Annotated in this window: 14 protein-coding genes and 2 tRNA genes; 15 read left to right on the forward strand and 1 reads right to left on the reverse strand. The window is 40.0% G+C overall.

The window, feature by feature from the left end:
• Positions 1-7: 7 nt before the first annotated feature.
• The 7 genes from AXK38_04065 to rpsA all read left to right on the forward strand — a co-directional run bounded on the left by AXK38_04065 (position 8) and on the right by rpsA (position 6,610).
• The gene (locus AXK38_04065; protein ID AMH88475.1) at positions 8-1,222 is read left to right on the forward strand and encodes a thiamine biosynthesis protein ThiI; all 1,215 of its coding nucleotides are present in this window, start codon (positions 8-10) and stop codon (positions 1,220-1,222) included.
• A gap of 471 nt (positions 1,223-1,693) precedes the next feature.
• Entirely contained in the window at positions 1,694-2,716 is a 1,023-nt protein-coding gene (locus AXK38_04070) for a branched chain amino acid aminotransferase (protein ID AMH88476.1), read from the forward strand.
• A gap of 22 nt (positions 2,717-2,738) precedes the next feature.
• Positions 2,739-4,706: a peptide ABC transporter ATP-binding protein gene (locus AXK38_04075; GenBank protein ID AMH88477.1), complete on the forward strand. Its 1,968-nt coding sequence runs from the start codon at positions 2,739-2,741 to the stop codon at positions 4,704-4,706.
• 98 nt (positions 4,707-4,804) lie between these two features.
• Positions 4,805-5,035, forward strand: a complete 231-nt coding sequence (locus tag AXK38_04080; protein ID AMH88478.1) for a branched-chain amino acid aminotransferase — start codon at positions 4,805-4,807, stop codon at positions 5,033-5,035.
• Between the two features lie 49 nt (positions 5,036-5,084).
• Positions 5,085-5,165: transfer RNA gene (locus AXK38_04085), tRNA-Tyr, on the forward strand.
• Between the two features lie 9 nt (positions 5,166-5,174).
• Positions 5,175-5,246 (forward strand) — tRNA-Gln (locus tag AXK38_04090).
• 161 nt (positions 5,247-5,407) lie between these two features.
• Complete coding sequence (gene rpsA / locus AXK38_04095; GenBank protein AMH88479.1) at positions 5,408-6,610, forward strand: 30S ribosomal protein S1; 1,203 nt, start codon at positions 5,408-5,410, stop codon at positions 6,608-6,610.
• A 35-nt stretch (positions 6,611-6,645) separates the two neighbouring features.
• Here the strand turns inward: rpsA and AXK38_04100 are convergent, their stop codons facing one another.
• Positions 6,646-7,902: a transposase gene (locus AXK38_04100; GenBank protein AMH89629.1), complete on the reverse strand. Its 1,257-nt coding sequence runs from the start codon at positions 7,900-7,902 to the stop codon at positions 6,646-6,648.
• Between the two features lie 215 nt (positions 7,903-8,117).
• On the opposite strand from AXK38_04100, the gene AXK38_04105 reads away from it, so the two are divergent.
• The 8 genes from AXK38_04105 (at position 8,118) to AXK38_04140 (ending at position 15,837) form a co-directional block, all read left to right on the forward strand.
• The gene (locus AXK38_04105; GenBank protein AMH88480.1) at positions 8,118-8,615 is read left to right on the forward strand and encodes a GAF domain-containing protein; all 498 of its coding nucleotides are present in this window, start codon (positions 8,118-8,120) and stop codon (positions 8,613-8,615) included.
• The gene (locus tag AXK38_04110) at positions 8,615-10,270 is read left to right on the forward strand and encodes a DNA polymerase III subunit gamma/tau (protein ID AMH88481.1); all 1,656 of its coding nucleotides are present in this window, start codon (positions 8,615-8,617) and stop codon (positions 10,268-10,270) included. The genes AXK38_04105 and AXK38_04110 overlap by 1 nt, the downstream gene beginning before the upstream one ends.
• Positions 10,271-10,297: 27 nt before the next feature.
• On the forward strand, positions 10,298-10,492 hold the full coding sequence (locus tag AXK38_04115) for a hypothetical protein (protein ID AMH88482.1): 195 nt from the start codon (positions 10,298-10,300) through the stop codon (positions 10,490-10,492).
• Positions 10,493-10,642: 150 nt separating this feature from the next.
• Complete coding sequence (locus AXK38_04120) at positions 10,643-11,413, forward strand: Fe-S cluster assembly ATPase SufC (protein ID AMH89630.1); 771 nt, start codon at positions 10,643-10,645, stop codon at positions 11,411-11,413.
• A 27-nt stretch (positions 11,414-11,440) separates the two neighbouring features.
• On the forward strand, positions 11,441-12,703 hold the full coding sequence (locus tag AXK38_04125) for a Fe-S cluster assembly protein SufD (protein ID AMH88483.1): 1,263 nt from the start codon (positions 11,441-11,443) through the stop codon (positions 12,701-12,703).
• A gap of 10 nt (positions 12,704-12,713) precedes the next feature.
• Positions 12,714-13,940, forward strand: coding sequence for a cysteine desulfurase (locus tag AXK38_04130; protein AMH88484.1), 1,227 nt, complete (start codon positions 12,714-12,716; stop codon positions 13,938-13,940).
• Positions 13,927-14,367, forward strand: a complete 441-nt coding sequence (locus tag AXK38_04135; GenBank protein ID AMH88485.1) for an iron-sulfur cluster assembly scaffold protein — start codon at positions 13,927-13,929, stop codon at positions 14,365-14,367. Before AXK38_04130 ends, AXK38_04135 begins: the two co-directional genes overlap by 14 nt.
• Before the next feature lie 57 nt (positions 14,368-14,424).
• Positions 14,425-15,837 carry a Fe-S cluster assembly protein SufB gene (locus tag AXK38_04140; protein AMH88486.1) on the forward strand — a complete coding sequence of 471 codons (1,413 nt, stop codon included), beginning with the start codon at positions 14,425-14,427 and terminating at the stop codon, positions 15,835-15,837.
• Positions 15,838-16,073 lie beyond the last annotated feature (236 nt).

Consider the following 16,073-nt stretch of genomic DNA (forward strand, 5'->3'; position numbering starts at 1 on the left):
AGCATTTATGCAGTATTCAGAAATTATGATTCGTTACGGAGAATTGTCAACCAAGCACAAAAATCGTATGCGTTTCATCAATAAACTTCGCAACAATATTTCAGACGTTTTGTCTATCTATCCCCAAGTAAAAGTAACAGCAGATCGTGATCGTGCCCATGCTTACCTCAATGGAGCTGATTACACAGCAGTAGCAGAATCGCTTAAGCAAGTCTTTGGAATTCAAAATTTTTCTCCCGTTTATAAAGTCGAAAAGTCTGTGGAAGTTCTTAAATCTGCTGTCCAAGAGATTATGAAAGAAACTTACAAGGAAGGGATGACATTTAAAATCACTGGTAAGCGTAGCGACCACACCTTTGAACTTGATAGTCGTGAACTCAATCAAACTCTTGGTAGTGCTGTTTTCGAGGCTATTCCAAACGTACAAGCTCAGATGAAAAATCCTGATATCAATCTTCAGGTGGAGATTCGTGAGGAGGCTGCCTATATTTCCTATGAAACTTTTCGTGGAGCAGGAGGATTACCTGTGGGAAGTTCTGGTAAAGGCATGCTCATGTTGTCGGGAGGGATTGATTCACCTGTGGCAGGTTATCTAGCTCTTAAACGAGGGGTAGATATTGAAGCCGTTCACTTTGCCAGCCCACCTTACACTAGTCCAGGTGCTCTCAAGAAAGCCCAAGATTTAACTCGTAAATTAACCAAGTTTGGGGGCAATATCCAGTTTATCGAAGTACCTTTCACAGAGATTCAAGAGGAAATCAAGGCTAAAGCTCCAGAAGCCTATCTTATGACCTTGACACGCCGTTTTATGATGCGGATTACTGATCGTATTCGTGAGGTGCGAAATGGTTTGGTTATCATCAATGGGGAAAGTCTTGGTCAAGTAGCTAGCCAGACCTTGGAAAGCATGCAGACTATCAACGCTGTGACCAGTACTCCAGTCATTCGTCCTGTGGTTACTATGGACAAATTGGAAATCATTGACATCGCTCAGGCAATCGATACCTTTGATATTTCTATCCAGCCTTTTGAAGACTGCTGTACGATTTTTGCACCTGACCGTCCTAAGACAAATCCTAAGATTAAAAATGCAGAGCAGTATGAAAAACGAATGGATGTTAAGGGCTTAGTTGAGCGAGCAGTAGCAGGGATTATGATCACTGAGATTACACCTCAAGCTGAAAAAGATGAAGTCGATGACTTAATTGACAATCTTCTCTAATCAGAAAATCCAAAAGAATTTAGAAAATTAAATGAAAAAGTTAGTTTTTAATCTAAATAAACAATAAACACTAGCTTAAAAATCATGACCACACAGTGATTTCGTCTTGAATGATTATCAAGTTGAAAGAAACACTGTGTGGTTTTTGAATAGTTTGTGCTTCAGAGATTAAATTCTCGGCTGATTTTTTGATATTTATAAAGATAAAACTCACCTCTGCTGAGACCTCTTACTGATCTTATATATGGATTCTATGTATGTCAAAACAAGTTCAGTTACTGAACAGATTGCACCAAACGATATAGGAGAATAATTTGAGTTTTTTATGTAATTTTTATATAGGATTCATTACGACAGATACCTTAGATTCTTTTTATTGAAGAAATTTTCTGAAAATTACAAAATATGCTTGCTATTTTAGAAAAATAGTGTAGAATAAAAGAAATAGGTTTTTAGAATAAGGAGTGGAATATGACAGTAACGATTGATTGGGAAAATCTCGGTTTTTCCTATATGAAATTACCTTATCGCTATATTGCTCATTTTAAAAATGGACAATGGAATCAAGGAGAGCTTACAGAGGATGCAACTTTGCATATTTCAGAGTCTTCTCCAAGTCTCCACTATGGTCAACAAGCCTTTGAAGGATTGAAAGCTTATCGTACTAAGGATGGTAGTATTCAACTTTTCCGTCCTGATGAAAATGCTAAACGCCTGCAGCGTACTTGTGACCGTCTTTTGATGCCACAAGTTCCGACAGACATGTTTGTAGAAGCTTGTAAGGCAGTTGTCCGCGCCAATGAAGAATACGTACCACCATATGGAACAGGTGGAACCCTTTATCTTCGTCCTCTTTTGATTGGTGTCGGAGATATTATTGGGGTTAAACCAGCAGAAGAGTACATTTTCACCATCTTTGCTATGCCAGTTGGAAATTACTTTAAAGGCGGTTTGGTTCCAACCAACTTCTTGATTCAGGATGAATACGACCGTGCCGCTCCAAATGGTACAGGTGCGGCTAAGGTTGGTGGAAACTATGCTGCCAGTCTCTTGCCAGGGAAATTGGCTAAATCGCGCCATTTCTCAGATGTTATCTATCTAGACCCTTCAACTCATACAAAGATTGAAGAAGTCGGTTCAGCTAACTTCTTTGGAATTACAGCTGACAATGAGTTTGTAACACCATTGAGTCCATCTATTTTGCCATCTATTACTAAGTATTCTTTGCTTTATTTGGCAGAACACCGCTTGGGCTTAACTCCTATTGAGGGGGATGTCCCAATTGATAACCTTGACCGTTTTGTAGAGGCAGGTGCCTGTGGTACAGCAGCGGTTATTTCTCCAATTGGAGGTATTCAACACGGTGATGATTTCCATGTATTCTATAGTGAAACAGAAGTAGGTCCTGTGACTCGTAAACTCTACGATGAATTGACAGGAATTCAGTTTGGTGATATTGAAGCGCCAGAAGGATGGATTGTAAAAGTAGATTAAAATTAACTAAAGGAGATTTTTTATGAAATCTAAAAAGTGGCTCTTAACAGCAGGAGTGGTCCTGAGCACAACAGCTCTTTTAGTAGCTTGTGGAAAAGCTGATAAAGAAGCAGATGCACCGACAACATTTTCATATGTCTATGCAGTAGATCCAGCATCTTTGGACTATAGTATAGCGACTCGTACATCTACAACAGATGTCATCGGGAACGTGGTTGATGGCTTGATGGAAAACGACCAGTACGGAAATGTTATTCCTTCCTTGGCTGAGGATTGGTCTGTGTCAAAAGATGGTTTGACTTATACCTACAAACTTCGTAAAGGAGTTAAATGGTACACTTCTGAAGGTGAAGAATATGCAGAAGTAACAGCCCATGACTTTGTAGCAGGATTGAAACACGTAGCTGACGGTAAGTCAGACGGTGTCTCTCTCATCCAAAATTCAATCAAGGGTTTGGATGCCTACATGACTGGTGAGACGAACGATTTCTCTACAGTTGGTGTCAAGGCCTTGGATGATTACACAGTCGAATATACCCTAAACAAACCAGAAAGTTTCTGGAACTCTAAAGTTACAACAGCGACGATGTTGCCTGTAAATGAAGAGTTTTTGAAGGCATCAGGCAAAGATTATGGAGCAGTTACTCCAGCAGGGATTCTCTACAATGGTCCTTATATCTTGAAGACTTTGACTTCTAAATCGTTGATTGAATACGAGAAAAATCCAAACTACTGGGATAAAGAAAAGGTAAAAATTGAGAAGATTAAATTGACCTACTACGATGGTTCAGATCAGGAATCCTTGATTCGTAGCTTCTCTTCTGGTGCTTATACGACAGCCCGTCTCTTCCCAAGTAGCTCAAACTTTGCTTCAACTTTGGAACAATACGGAGATAAAATCACTTATAGCCCACAGGATTCAAGTAGCTATTACTTCACATTTAACGTAAATCGTCAGTCATACAATAAAACTGCGAAAACAAGTGAAGAACAAAAAACTTCTACAAAAGAAGCGATGCTTAATAAGGACTTCCGTCAGGCTATCAACTTTGCCTTTAACCGCCATTCTTATGCTGCCCAGTTAAATGGTGAAGATGGGGCGGACAAGATTATTCGTAACAGTCTTGTTCCTGACAACTTTGTGCAAGCAGGTGGTAAGAACTTTGGTCAAATCGCTCAAGCAGAGTTGGTGAACTACGGTGACCAATGGAAAGGTGTTGAGCTAGTTGACGGTAAGGACTCTATCTACAATCCTGACAAGGCTAAAGCAGCGTTCGAAAAAGCTAAGAAAGACTTGGAATCTAAAGGGGTAACTTTCCCAATTCACTTGGATGTCCCAGTTGAACAAACAGATACCATCGCCGTTCAACAAAGCAACTCTTTCAAACAGTCAATCGAATCAACTCTTGGTGCTGAAAATGTTGTCATCGATGTTCTTCAAATGACAGATAATGAAAAGGAGACAATTACTTCACAAGCGCGTGTTCCTTCTCAAAAAGACTATGATTTGAACAGTACAGGATGGGCTCCAAGCTACCAAGACCCAGCATCTTATTTAACTATCATGGATCCTAAATCAGGTTCTGCTATGAAACACCTTGGTATTACTAAAGGAAAAGATAAGGATGTTGTAGCTAAGATTGGTTTGGATCAGTATAAGAAATTATTAGATGATGCGGATTCAGAAACTACTAATCTTGAAGAACGCTATGAAAAATATGCCAAGGCTCAAGCTTGGTTGACAGATAGTTCATTATTGATGCCAACAGCCTCATCTGGTGGTTCTCCAGTTGTAAGTAATGTTGTGCCATTCTCAAAACCATACTCACAAGTTGGTATTAAGGGTGACCCATATATCTTTAAAGGTATGAAATTGCAGAAAGATATCGTTACAACCAAAGAATATGAAGAAGCACTGAAAAAATGGCAAAAAGAAAAATTGGAATCAAACGGTAAATACCAAAAAGAACTAGAAAAACACATTAAATAAAGTAGAAAACTCTATATCAGACTTGGAATGATATAGAGTTTTTTCTTGCTAGTTTTAGGATTTTCTTGTAAAATAGAAAAAGTGAAGAGAGGTATGAAATGAGTAAGAAAGATAAAAAAATCGAAATTCAAGTAGCAGATGCAAAAGTTAATGTTGGTAAAGATAGTTTTGAAGGTTATACATTGACTATCGGTAAAAGAGTTATCGGAGAAATTGCCGAATTAGACGGACAATTTGCCATCATAAAGAATGGGAATGTCGATAGTTTTTATAAAAAATTGGAAAAAGCTGTGGAAATTTTGATTGAAAATTATAATTTAGCAAAATAAGTCTTGTTTTTTTGAAATTTTCATGATATAATAGTCCATGTTGATTGTAGGAGAGATAGCGAAGAGGCTAAACGCGGCGGACTGTAAATCCGCTCCTTCGGGTTCGGGGGTTCGAATCCCTCTCTCTCCATTTCATCAATGGGGTATAGCCAAGCGGTAAGGCAAGGGACTTTGACTCCCTCATGCGTTGGTTCGAATCCAGCTACCCCAGTTCTTAGGTAATGATCAAGATAAAAAGCAAAATATCTTAGGGTATTTTATTTTTATAATTGAAAGACGTGAACGATATGAACATGTCCTTGCGGGTGCTTAGGAAAAAAATTATAAGTATGTCAAGTTTAAGAAAAACTTGATTGTTGGAGGATTTTTTAGATGAACGAATTTGAAGATTTGCTAAATAGCGTTAGCCAAGTTGAGACTGGTGATGTTGTTAGTGCTGAAGTATTGACAGTTGATGCGACTCAAGCTAACGTTGCAATCTCTGGAACTGGTGTTGAAGGTGTCTTGACTCTTCGCGAATTGACAAACGATCGCGATGCAGATATCAATGACTTTGTTAAAGTAGGAGAAGTATTGGATGTTCTTGTACTTCGTCAAGTAGTTGGTAAAGATACTGATACAGTTACATACCTTGTATCTAAAAAACGCCTTGAAGCTCGCAAAGCATGGGATAAACTTGTTGGTCGCGAAGAAGAAGTTGTTACTGTTAAAGGAACTCGTGCCGTTAAAGGTGGACTTTCAGTAGAATTTGAAGGTGTTCGTGGATTTATCCCAGCTTCAATGTTGGATACTCGTTTCGTACGTAACACTGAGCGTTTTGTAGGTCAAGAATTTGATGCTAAAATCAAAGAAGTTGACGCTAAAGAAAACCGCTTCATCCTTTCACGTCGTGAAGTTGTTGAAGCAGCTACAGCAGCAGCTCGCGCGGAAGTATTCGGTAAATTGGCTGTTGGTGATGTAGTAACTGGTAAAGTTGCCCGTATCACAAGCTTCGGTGCTTTCATCGACCTTGGTGGTGTTGACGGATTGGTTCACTTGACTGAATTGTCACATGAACGTAACGTATCACCAAAATCAGTTGTAACTGTTGGTGAAGAAATTGAAGTGAAAATCCTTGATCTTAACGAAGAAGAAGGACGTGTATCACTTTCACTTAAGGCAACAACACCTGGACCATGGGATGGCGTTGAGCAAAAATTGGCTAAAGGTGATGTAGTAGAAGGAACAGTTAAACGTTTGACTGACTTCGGTGCATTTGTTGAAGTATTGCCAGGTATCGATGGACTTGTTCACGTATCACAAATTTCACACAAACGTATTGAAAATCCAAAAGAAGCTCTTAAAGTTGGTCAAGAAGTTCAAGTTAAAGTTCTTGAAGTTAACGCAGATGCAGAGCGCGTATCACTTTCTATCAAAGCTCTTGAAGAGCGTCCAGCTCAAGAAGAAGGACAAAAAGAAGAAAAACGTGCTGCTCGTCCACGTCGTCCAAAACGTCAAGAAAAACGTGATTTCGAACTTCCAGAAACACAAACAGGATTCTCAATGGCTGACTTGTTCGGTGATATCGAACTTTAATGGCTCTTTGTCAACTGTAGTGGGTTGAAGAAAAGCTAAGCTCGAGAAAGGACAAATTTCGTCCTTTCTTTTTTGATATTCAGAGCGATAAAAATCCGTTTTTTGAAGTTTTCAAAGTTCCGAAAACCAAAGGCATTGCGTTTGATAAGTTTGATGAGATTATTGGTTGCTTCTAATTTGGCATTAGAATAGGGTAACTGAAGGGCATTGACGATTTTCTCTTTGTCCTTTAGAAAGGTTTTAAAGACAGTCTTAAAAAGAGGATGAACTTTCTTTAGATTTTCCTCAATGAGTCCGAAAAATTTCTCCGGTTCCTTATTCTGAAAGTGAAAAAGCAAGAGTTGATAGAGATGATAGTGGTGTTTCAAGTCTTCTGAATAGCTCAAAAGCTTGTCAATAATCTCTTTATTGGTTAAGTGCATGCGAAAAGTAGGGCGATAAAATCGCTTATCACTCAGTTTACGGCTATCCTGTTGAATGAGTTTCCAGTAGCGCTTGATAGCCTTATATTCATGAGATTTTCGCTCAAATTGCTTCATGATTTGGACACGAACACGACTCATAGCACGGCTAAGATGTTGTACAATGTGGAAGCGATCTAGAACGATTTTGGCATACGGAAAAAGATGTTTAGCCAAGTCATAGTAAGGACTAAACATATCCATAGTAATGATTTTCACCTGACAACGAACAGAGCGATTGTAGCGCAGAAAATGATTTCTTATGATAGTTTGTGTTCTACCCTCAAGAACAGTGATAATATTGAGCTTATCAAAATCTTGAGCAATGAAACTCATCTTTCCCTTAGTGAAGGCATATTCGTCCCAGGACATAATCTCAGGGAGGTAAGAAAAATCAGACTTAAAACAGAAGTCATTGAGCTTGCGAATAACAGTTGAAGTTGAAATAGACAGCTGACGGGCAATATCGGTCATAGAAGTCTTCTCAATTAGCTTCTGGGCAATCTTTTGGTTGATGATACGAGGGATTTGGTGATTCTTCTTGACGAGAGAAGTCTCAGCTACCATCATTTTCGAGCAATGATAGCACTTGAATCGACGTTTTCTAAGGAGAATTCTAGTAGGCATACCAGTCGTTTCAAGGTAAGGAACCTTAGACGGTTTTTGGAAGTCATATTTCTTCATTTGACTTCCACACTCAGGACAAGATGGAGCGTCGTAGTCCAGTTTAGCGATGATTTCCTTGTGGGTATTCCTATTAATGACATCCATAATTTGGATATTTGGGTCTTTAATGTCTAGTAATTTTGTGATAAAATGTAATTGTTCCATAGGATTCTTTCTAATGATGGTTTGGTTGCTTTTCATTATAGATCTTATGGGACTTTTTTTCTACAACAAAATAGGCTCCATAATATCCATAGGGGATTTACCCACTACAAATATTATAGAGCCACTTTAATCAAATTGAAAATTCACAAAATCCTTTGTTTTCTAAACAAGGGATTTTTCTTTTGTCTGTAAGCCTTTTTTGATATAATAGTTCTATGTTAGAATCAGAAAAACAATCACGTTATCAAATGTTAAATGAAGAGCTCTCTTTTTTGTTGGAAGGTGAAACCAATGTTTTGGCTAATCTTTCCAACGCCAGTGCTCTTCTAAAATCACGTTTTCCTAATACCGTATTTGCAGGCTTTTATCTGTTCGATGGAAAGGAATTGGTTTTAGGTCCCTTCCAAGGAGGTGTTTCCTGCATCCGTATCTCACTAGGCAAAGGTGTTTGTGGTGAGGCAGCCCGCTTTCAGGAAACTGTTCTGGTTGGTGATGTAACAACTTATCCCAACTATATTTCTTGTGATAGTCGAGCTAAAAGTGAAATTGTTGTGCCAATGATGAAGAATGGTCAACTGCTCGGGGTTCTGGATCTGGATTCTTCAGAGATTGATGATTATGATGCTATGGATCGAGATTATTTGGAACAATTTGTCGCTATTTTGCTTGAAAAGACAGAATGGGACTTTACAATGTTTGGGGAGAAAGCCTAATGTATCAAGCACTTTATCGAAAATATAGAAGTCAAAACTTCTCCCAGTTGGTTGGACAGGAAGTTGTGGCTAAGACTCTTAAACAAGCAGTAGAGCAAGAGAAAATAAGTCACGCTTATCTTTTTTCTGGTCCTCGTGGAACGGGAAAAACCAGTGTAGCCAAGATTTTTGCCAAAGCTATGAACTGTCCAAATCAAGTGGGTGGTGAACCGTGTAATAACTGCTATATTTGTCAAGCAGTGACGGACGGTAGTTTAGAAGATGTCATTGAAATGGATGCGGCCTCTAATAATGGGGTTGATGAAATCCGTGAAATCCGTGATAAATCTACCTATGCTCCTAGTCTTGCCCGTTATAAGGTTTATATCATAGACGAGGTTCATATGCTGTCTACAGGGGCTTTTAATGCTCTCCTAAAGACGCTGGAAGAGCCCACACAGAATGTGGTCTTTATTTTAGCTACCACTGAATTGCACAAGATACCTGCCACTATTTTATCGCGTGTCCAACGATTTGAGTTTAAATCAATTAAGATACAGGATATTAAAGAACATATACATTATATATTAGAAAAAGAAAATATCAGTTCTGAACCAGAGGCTGTGGAAATCATTGCCAGACGCGCTGAAGGTGGGATGCGAGACGCCTTATCTATTTTGGATCAAGCCCTGAGTTTGACACAAGGAAATGAGCTGACGACTGCAATCTCTGAAGAAATTACTGGCACAATTAGTCTATCAGCCTTGGATGATTATGTGGCTGCCTTGTCTCAACAGAATGTTCCCAAGGCTTTGTCTTGCTTAAATCTTCTATTTGAGAATGGTAAGAGCATGACTCGTTTTGTGACCGATCTTTTGCACTATTTAAGAGACTTGTTAATTGTTCAAACAGGTGGAGAAAACACTCATCATAGTCCAGTTTTTGTAGAAAATTTGGCTCTTCCTCAGGAAAATCTGTTTGAAATGATTCGCTTAGCGACAGTTAGTTTAGCAGATATTAAGTCTAGTTTACAACCTAAAATCTATGCTGAAATGATGACCATTCGTTTAGCGGAGATTAAGCCGGAGCCAGCTCTTTCTGGTGCAGTTGAACATGAAATTTCTGCATTGAGACAGGAAGTTGCCCGTCTCAAACAAGAACTCGCCAATTTGGGAACCGTACCCAAGCCAACAAGTCCAGTACCTACCCGCCCAGCAGCAGGCAAGACAGTCTATCGTGTTGATCGCAATAAAGTGCAATCTATTTTACAAGAGGCCGTCGAAAATCCTGATTTAGCACGTCAAAATTTAATTCGCTTGCAGAATGCCTGGGGAGAGGTGATTGAAAGTCTAGGAGGCCCTGATAAGGCTCTACTAGTTGGTTCTCAACCGGTTGCGGCCAATGAACACCATGCTATTCTTGCTTTTGAATCTAATTTCAATGCTGGTCAAACCATGAAACGGGACAATCTCAACACTATGTTTGGCAACATTCTAAGTCAAGCAGCAGGTTTTTCACCTGAGATTTTAGCTATTTCTATGGAGGAATGGAAAGAAGTGCGTGCAGCCTTTTCAGCTAAAGCTAAATCTTCTCAAGCTGAAAAAGAAGCAGAAGAAAGTCTGATACCAGAAGGATTTGAATTTTTGGCTGATAAAGTGAAGGTAGAGGAAGACTAAAGAAAGATTTCATGATACAATAAGTTTATGAATAGACAACAATTTATTATCATCGCGCTGTTTACAGCTGCTGAGACCTATTTTTTCAATGAAGCCTGGATGACTGGTCGCTATATTATGGCAGCCTTTTGGGCCATTTTACTCTTTAGAAATTTTCGAGTCAGTTACTTGATGGGGAAAATAGTAGATGTCATTGACCAACACTTGAAGGGAAAAGACTAGTCCTCAGCTTCTAGACAAAATCAAAGCCTTTTAGGCTTTTTTTTGTTATACTATAAAAGTATATTTATTGACCTTTTACCGTGTTTTCTAGGGAAATCAAGTATGTTTCTAGTAAGTACTGTAAAGGCCTTGAAAAAGAAAGGAACTATCATGTCAGTATTAGAGATCAAAGATCTTCACGTTGAGATTGAAGGAAAAGAAATTTTAAAAGGGGTTAACCTGACCCTGAAAACAGGCGAAATCGCCGCTATCATGGGACCAAATGGTACTGGTAAATCAACTCTTTCAGCCGCTATCATGGGAAATCCAAACTATGAAGTAACCAAAGGTGAAGTTTTGTTTGATGGCGTAAACATCCTTGAGTTGGAAGTGGACGAGCGTGCGCGTATGGGACTTTTCCTTGCTATGCAATATCCGTCTGAAATTCCTGGAATTACTAACGCTGAGTTTCTTCGTGCCGCTATGAATGCGGGGAAAGAAGACGATGAGAAGATTTCAGTTCGTGAGTTCATCACTAAGCTAGACGAAAAAATGGAATTGCTTAACATGAAAGAAGAAATGGCAGAGCGTTACCTCAACGAAGGCTTCTCTGGTGGTGAGAAAAAACGTAATGAAATTCTTCAACTCTTGATGTTAGAACCAACATTTGCCCTTTTGGACGAGATTGACTCTGGTCTTGATATTGACGCTCTTAAAGTTGTTTCTAAAGGTGTTAATGCCATGCGTGGTGAAGGCTTTGGTGCTATGATTATCACTCACTACCAACGTCTTTTGAATTATATCACACCAGATGTGGTACACGTCATGATGGAAGGTCGTGTTGTCCTTTCTGGTGGTCCAGAATTGGCTGCGCGTTTGGAACGTGAAGGATACGCAAAATTAGCTGAAGAACTTGGTTACGACTACAAGGAAGAATTGTAATTCCCTCGTATCTTTTAGGAGAAGTAAATGACTAAAGAAAATATTAAACTTTTTTCAGAAATGCACGCTGAACCAAGCTGGTTGGCAGACCTCCGTCAAAAAGCTTTTGATAAGATTGAGAGTTTAGAATTACCAGTTATTGAGCGTGTCAAATTCCACCGTTGGAATCTGGGTGATGGAACGATTACAGAAAATGAGCCATCAGCAAATGTTCCAGATTTCACTGCACTAGATAATCACTTGAAGTTGGTGCAAGTAGGAACTCAAACTGTTTTTGAACAAATTCCAGTTGAGTTGGCTCAACAAGGAGTTGTATTTACAGACTTTCACTCAGCTTTAGAAGAAATTCCAGAACTCGTAGAAGAATTCTTCATGTCATCTGTTAAGTACGACGATGATAAATTAGCAGCTTACCATACAGCGTATTTCAACAGTGGTGCGGTTCTCTACATTCCAGATAATGTTGAAATTGCGGAACCAATCGAAGGAATTTTCTACCAAGATAGTGATAGCGATGTGCCGTTTAACAAGCATATTATAATTATCGCTGGTAAAAATTCTAAGATTAGTTATCTGGAACGTTTAGAGTCACGTGGCCAAGGAAGTGTCAAAGCAACTGCCAATATCACTGTGGAAGTGATTGCACGTTCTGGTGCGCAAGTGAAGTTTGCGGCTATCGACCGTCTAGGTGAAAATGTTACTGCCTACATTAGCCGTCGTGGTAAATTAGGCAACGATGCAAGCATTGACTGGGCGATTGGTGTTATGAACGAAGGAAACGTCGTTGCGGACTTTGATAGCGACTTGATTGGTAACGGTAGCCATGCGGATCTTAAAGTCGTAGCTCTTTCAAGTGGCCGTCAGGTGCAAGGAATTGATACTCGTGTAACCAACTATGGTTGCAACTCAATCGGAAATATCCTACAACATGGGGTTATTCTTGAAAAAGCAACCTTGACCTTCAATGGTATTGGCCACATTATCAAGGGTGCCAAGGGAGCAGATGCGCAACAAGAGAGCCGTGTTCTTATGCTTTCAGACCAAGCGCGTTCAGATGCCAATCCAATTCTTTTGATTGACGAAAATGATGTTACTGCAGGTCACGCAGCTTCTATCGGTCAGGTGGATCCAGAAGACATGTACTACCTCATGAGCCGTGGTTTAGATAAGGCAACTGCAGAACGTTTGGTTGTCCGTGGTTTCCTTGGCTCCGTTATCGTTGAGATTCCAGTCAAGGAAGTTCGTGATGAAATGATTGCAACTATCGAAGAAAAATTGTCAAAACGCTAAGGGGTAGCCTATGTTAGATGTAGAAGCGATTCGCAAGGATTTTCCAATTTTAGATCAGATTGTCAACGATGAACCACTGGTCTATCTGGACAATGCTGCGACGACACAAAAACCACTAGCAGTTCTGGAAACGATCAATCGCTACTATGAACAGGATAATGCCAATGTTCATCGTGGTGTTCATACCTTGGCAGAACGGGCGACAGCTTCTTATGAAGCTGCGCGTGAAACCATTCGTAAGTTTATCAATGCAGGGTCTACAAAGGAAGTTCTCTTTACCAGAGGAACGACAACCAGTCTTAACTGGGTTGCGCGTTATGCTGAGGAAGTCTTGACTGAGGGCGACCAGGTCTTGATTTCCGTCATGGAACACCATTCTAATATCATTCCTTGGCAGGAAGCTTGCCGCAAGACTGGAGCGGAGCTTGTCTATGCCTATATTAAGGATGGAGCTCTGGATATGGATGACTTGCGTTCTAAATTGACTGATAGAGTTAAGTTTGTCTCCCTTACTCACGCCTCAAATGTTCTGGGTGTGGTTAATCCAATCAAAGAATTTACTCAATTGGCCCACCAAGTTGGAGCCATTATGGTGGTGGATGGCGCTCAGTCTACGCCTCATATGAAGATTGATGTTCAGGACTTGGATGTAGACTTCTTTGCCTTCTCAGGTCACAAGATGGCTGGTCCGACAGGTATCGGTGTTCTGTACGGCAAAGAGAAGTATTTGGAACAAATGTCACCGGTGGAGTTTGGTGGTGAGATGATTGATTTTGTCTATGAGCAGTCTGCTAGTTGGAAGGAATTGCCTTGGAAATTCGAGGCAGGAACTCCCAATATGGCGGGTGCAATTGGACTAGCTGCTGCAGTAGATTATCTAGAAAAAATTGGCATGGATGTCATTGAAGCCCATGAACAAGAACTGATAGCCTACGTCTATCCAAAACTTCAGGCAATTGAGGGATTGACTATTTATGGTTCGCAGGACTTGGCTCAACGTTCGGGTGTTATTGCCTTTAACCTAGGCGATCTCCATCCTCACGATCTTGCGACTGCTTTGGATTATGAAGGAGTAGCTGTTCGTGCGGGCCACCACTGCGCCCAACCCTTGCTTCAGTATTTGGACGTCCCAGCAACAGCTCGCGCAAGTTTTTATATCTACAATACCAAGGCAGATTGCGATAAACTAGTCGATGCCTTGCTAAAGACAAAGGAGTTTTTCAATGGCACTTTCTAAACTAGATAGTCTCTATATGGCAGTGGTAGCGGACCATTCGAAAAATCCACATCATCAAGGAAAGTTAGAAGACGCTGAACAAATCAGTCTAAACAATCCAACCTGTGGGGATGTCATCAATCTCTCTGTCAAGTTTGATGCAGAGGAACGTTTGGAAGATATCGCTTTTCTAAACTCAGGTTGTACCATCTCAACTGCCTCTGCTAGTATGATGACAGATGCCGTTTTAGGAAAAACCAAACAAGAAATTTTAGAGCTTGCGACTATTTTTTCTGAAATGGTTCAAGGGCAGAAAGATGAACGCCAAGACCAACTCGGTGATGCAGCCTTCTTGTCAGGTGTTGCCAAATTCCCGCAACGGATTAAGTGTGCAACCTTGGCTTGGAACGCCCTTAAGAAAACAATTGAAGATCAAGAAAAACAGTAAGACAAGTTTCTTTTGTCTTATGAATCAGTAGAAATGAAGAATGAAAGAAAGGATATTATGGCTGAAGAAAGAGTAGAACCAAAACCAATTGACCTTGGTGAATATAAATTTGGTTTTCATGATGATGTAGAGCCTGTCCTATCGACAGGAAAAGGATTGAACGAAGATGTCATTCGCGAATTATCAGCTGCTAAGGGAGAACCTGAGTGGATGTTAGAATTCCGTTTGAAGTCTTATGAAACCTTCAAAAAAATGCCTATGCAAACTTGGGGAGCGGACTTGTCAGAGATTGACTTTGATGACTTGATTTACTATCAAAAACCATCTGACAAACCAGCTCGTTCTTGGGATGACGTTCCTGAAAAAATCAAAGAAACCTTTGAACGTATCGGTATTCCAGAAGCTGAACGTGCCTATCTAGCAGGGGCCTCTGCCCAGTACGAGTCAGAAGTGGTTTACCACAACATGAAGGAAGAGTTCCAGAAATTGGGGATTATCTTTACAGATACAGATTCTGCCCTCAAGGAATATCCAGACTTGTTTAAACAATACTTTGCCAAGTTGGTACCGCCGACTGATAACAAGTTGGCTGCACTCAACTCAGCAGTATGGTCTGGTGGAACCTTTATTTACGTACCAAAAGGGGTCAAGGTAGATATCCCACTTCAAACTTACTTCCGTATCAACAACGAAAATACAGGTCAGTTCGAACGTACCTTGATTATCGTTGATGAGGGAGCAAGTGTACACTACGTAGAAGGATGTACAGCACCAACATATTCAAGCAATAGCCTGCACGCGGCCATTGTAGAAATCTTTGCTTTGGATGGAGCTTATATGCGTTATACAACCATCCAAAACTGGTCTGACAACGTTTATAATTTGGTAACAAAACGTGCCAAAGCCTTGAAAGATGCGACGGTTGAGTGGATTGATGGAAACTTGGGTGCCAAAACAACTATGAAATACCCATCTGTTTACCTAGATGGAGAAGGGGCGCGTGGGACTATGCTTTCTATTGCCTTTGCCAATGCAGGGCAACATCAGGATACTGGTGCTAAGATGATCCACAATGCTCCACATACTAGCTCATCTATCGTGTCTAAATCAATCGCTAAAGGCGGCGGAAAGGTTGACTACCGTGGACAAGTAACCTTTAACAAAAACTCTAAGAAATCTGTCTCACACATCGAGTGTGACACCATTATTATGGATGACTTGTCAGCGTCAGATACTATTCCATTTAACGAAATCCACAACTCGCAAGTGGCTTTGGAACACGAAGCCAAGGTTTCTAAGATTTCAGAAGAACAACTCTATTACCTCATGAGCCGTGGATTGTCAGAATCTGAGGCAACAGAGATGATTGTCATGGGATTTGTAGAGCCCTTCACAAAAGAACTTCCAATGGAATACGCCGTTGAGCTGAACCGCTTGATTAGCTATGAAATGGAAGGGTCAGTTGGGTAAAATTTGATTCTAGGTTTACTCAAAATCAAGGACTTTGAAGATGAACTTGTAACAAAAAGAGACTGAGAAAAAATATTTTAAGAACAGAAAACGCATGATATCAGGTGCAGTTCAAAAAAACTTGATATTATGCGTTTTATTGTAGGAAGGTTTGTTGTGTTTTCTCATGAAATAGAGTTTTTCTAACCGATTTTGACTTTTAGTATACAATATATTGAAATAATATATAAACAAAT

The organism is Streptococcus mitis (assembly GCA_001560895.1).
Taxonomy (GTDB): Bacteria; Bacillota; Bacilli; order Lactobacillales; family Streptococcaceae; genus Streptococcus; species Streptococcus mitis_Q.

Excerpts from the sequence above, each read along its gene's own strand:
- rpsA (AMH88479.1), top strand. The coding sequence starts at position 5,408 with ATGAACGAATTTGAAGATTTGCTAAATAGCGTTAGCCAAGTTGAGACT.
- AXK38_04140 (AMH88486.1), top strand. The coding sequence starts at position 14,425 with ATGGCTGAAGAAAGAGTAGAACCAAAACCAATTGACCTTGGTGAATAT.
- AXK38_04065 (AMH88475.1), top strand. The coding sequence starts at position 8 with ATGCAGTATTCAGAAATTATGATTCGTTACGGAGAATTGTCAACCAAG.
- AXK38_04110 (AMH88481.1), top strand. The coding sequence starts at position 8,615 with ATGTATCAAGCACTTTATCGAAAATATAGAAGTCAAAACTTCTCCCAG.
- AXK38_04100 (AMH89629.1), bottom strand. The coding sequence starts at position 7,902 with ATGGAACAATTACATTTTATCACAAAATTACTAGACATTAAAGACCCA.
- AXK38_04105 (AMH88480.1), top strand. The coding sequence starts at position 8,118 with ATGTTAGAATCAGAAAAACAATCACGTTATCAAATGTTAAATGAAGAG.
- AXK38_04115 (AMH88482.1), top strand. The coding sequence starts at position 10,298 with ATGAATAGACAACAATTTATTATCATCGCGCTGTTTACAGCTGCTGAG.
- AXK38_04135 (AMH88485.1), top strand. The coding sequence starts at position 13,927 with ATGGCACTTTCTAAACTAGATAGTCTCTATATGGCAGTGGTAGCGGAC.
- AXK38_04070 (AMH88476.1), top strand. The coding sequence starts at position 1,694 with ATGACAGTAACGATTGATTGGGAAAATCTCGGTTTTTCCTATATGAAA.
- AXK38_04125 (AMH88483.1), top strand. The coding sequence starts at position 11,441 with ATGACTAAAGAAAATATTAAACTTTTTTCAGAAATGCACGCTGAACCA.
- AXK38_04120 (AMH89630.1), top strand. The coding sequence starts at position 10,643 with ATGTCAGTATTAGAGATCAAAGATCTTCACGTTGAGATTGAAGGAAAA.
- AXK38_04075 (AMH88477.1), top strand. The coding sequence starts at position 2,739 with ATGAAATCTAAAAAGTGGCTCTTAACAGCAGGAGTGGTCCTGAGCACA.
- AXK38_04080 (AMH88478.1), top strand. The coding sequence starts at position 4,805 with ATGAGTAAGAAAGATAAAAAAATCGAAATTCAAGTAGCAGATGCAAAA.
- AXK38_04130 (AMH88484.1), top strand. The coding sequence starts at position 12,714 with ATGTTAGATGTAGAAGCGATTCGCAAGGATTTTCCAATTTTAGATCAG.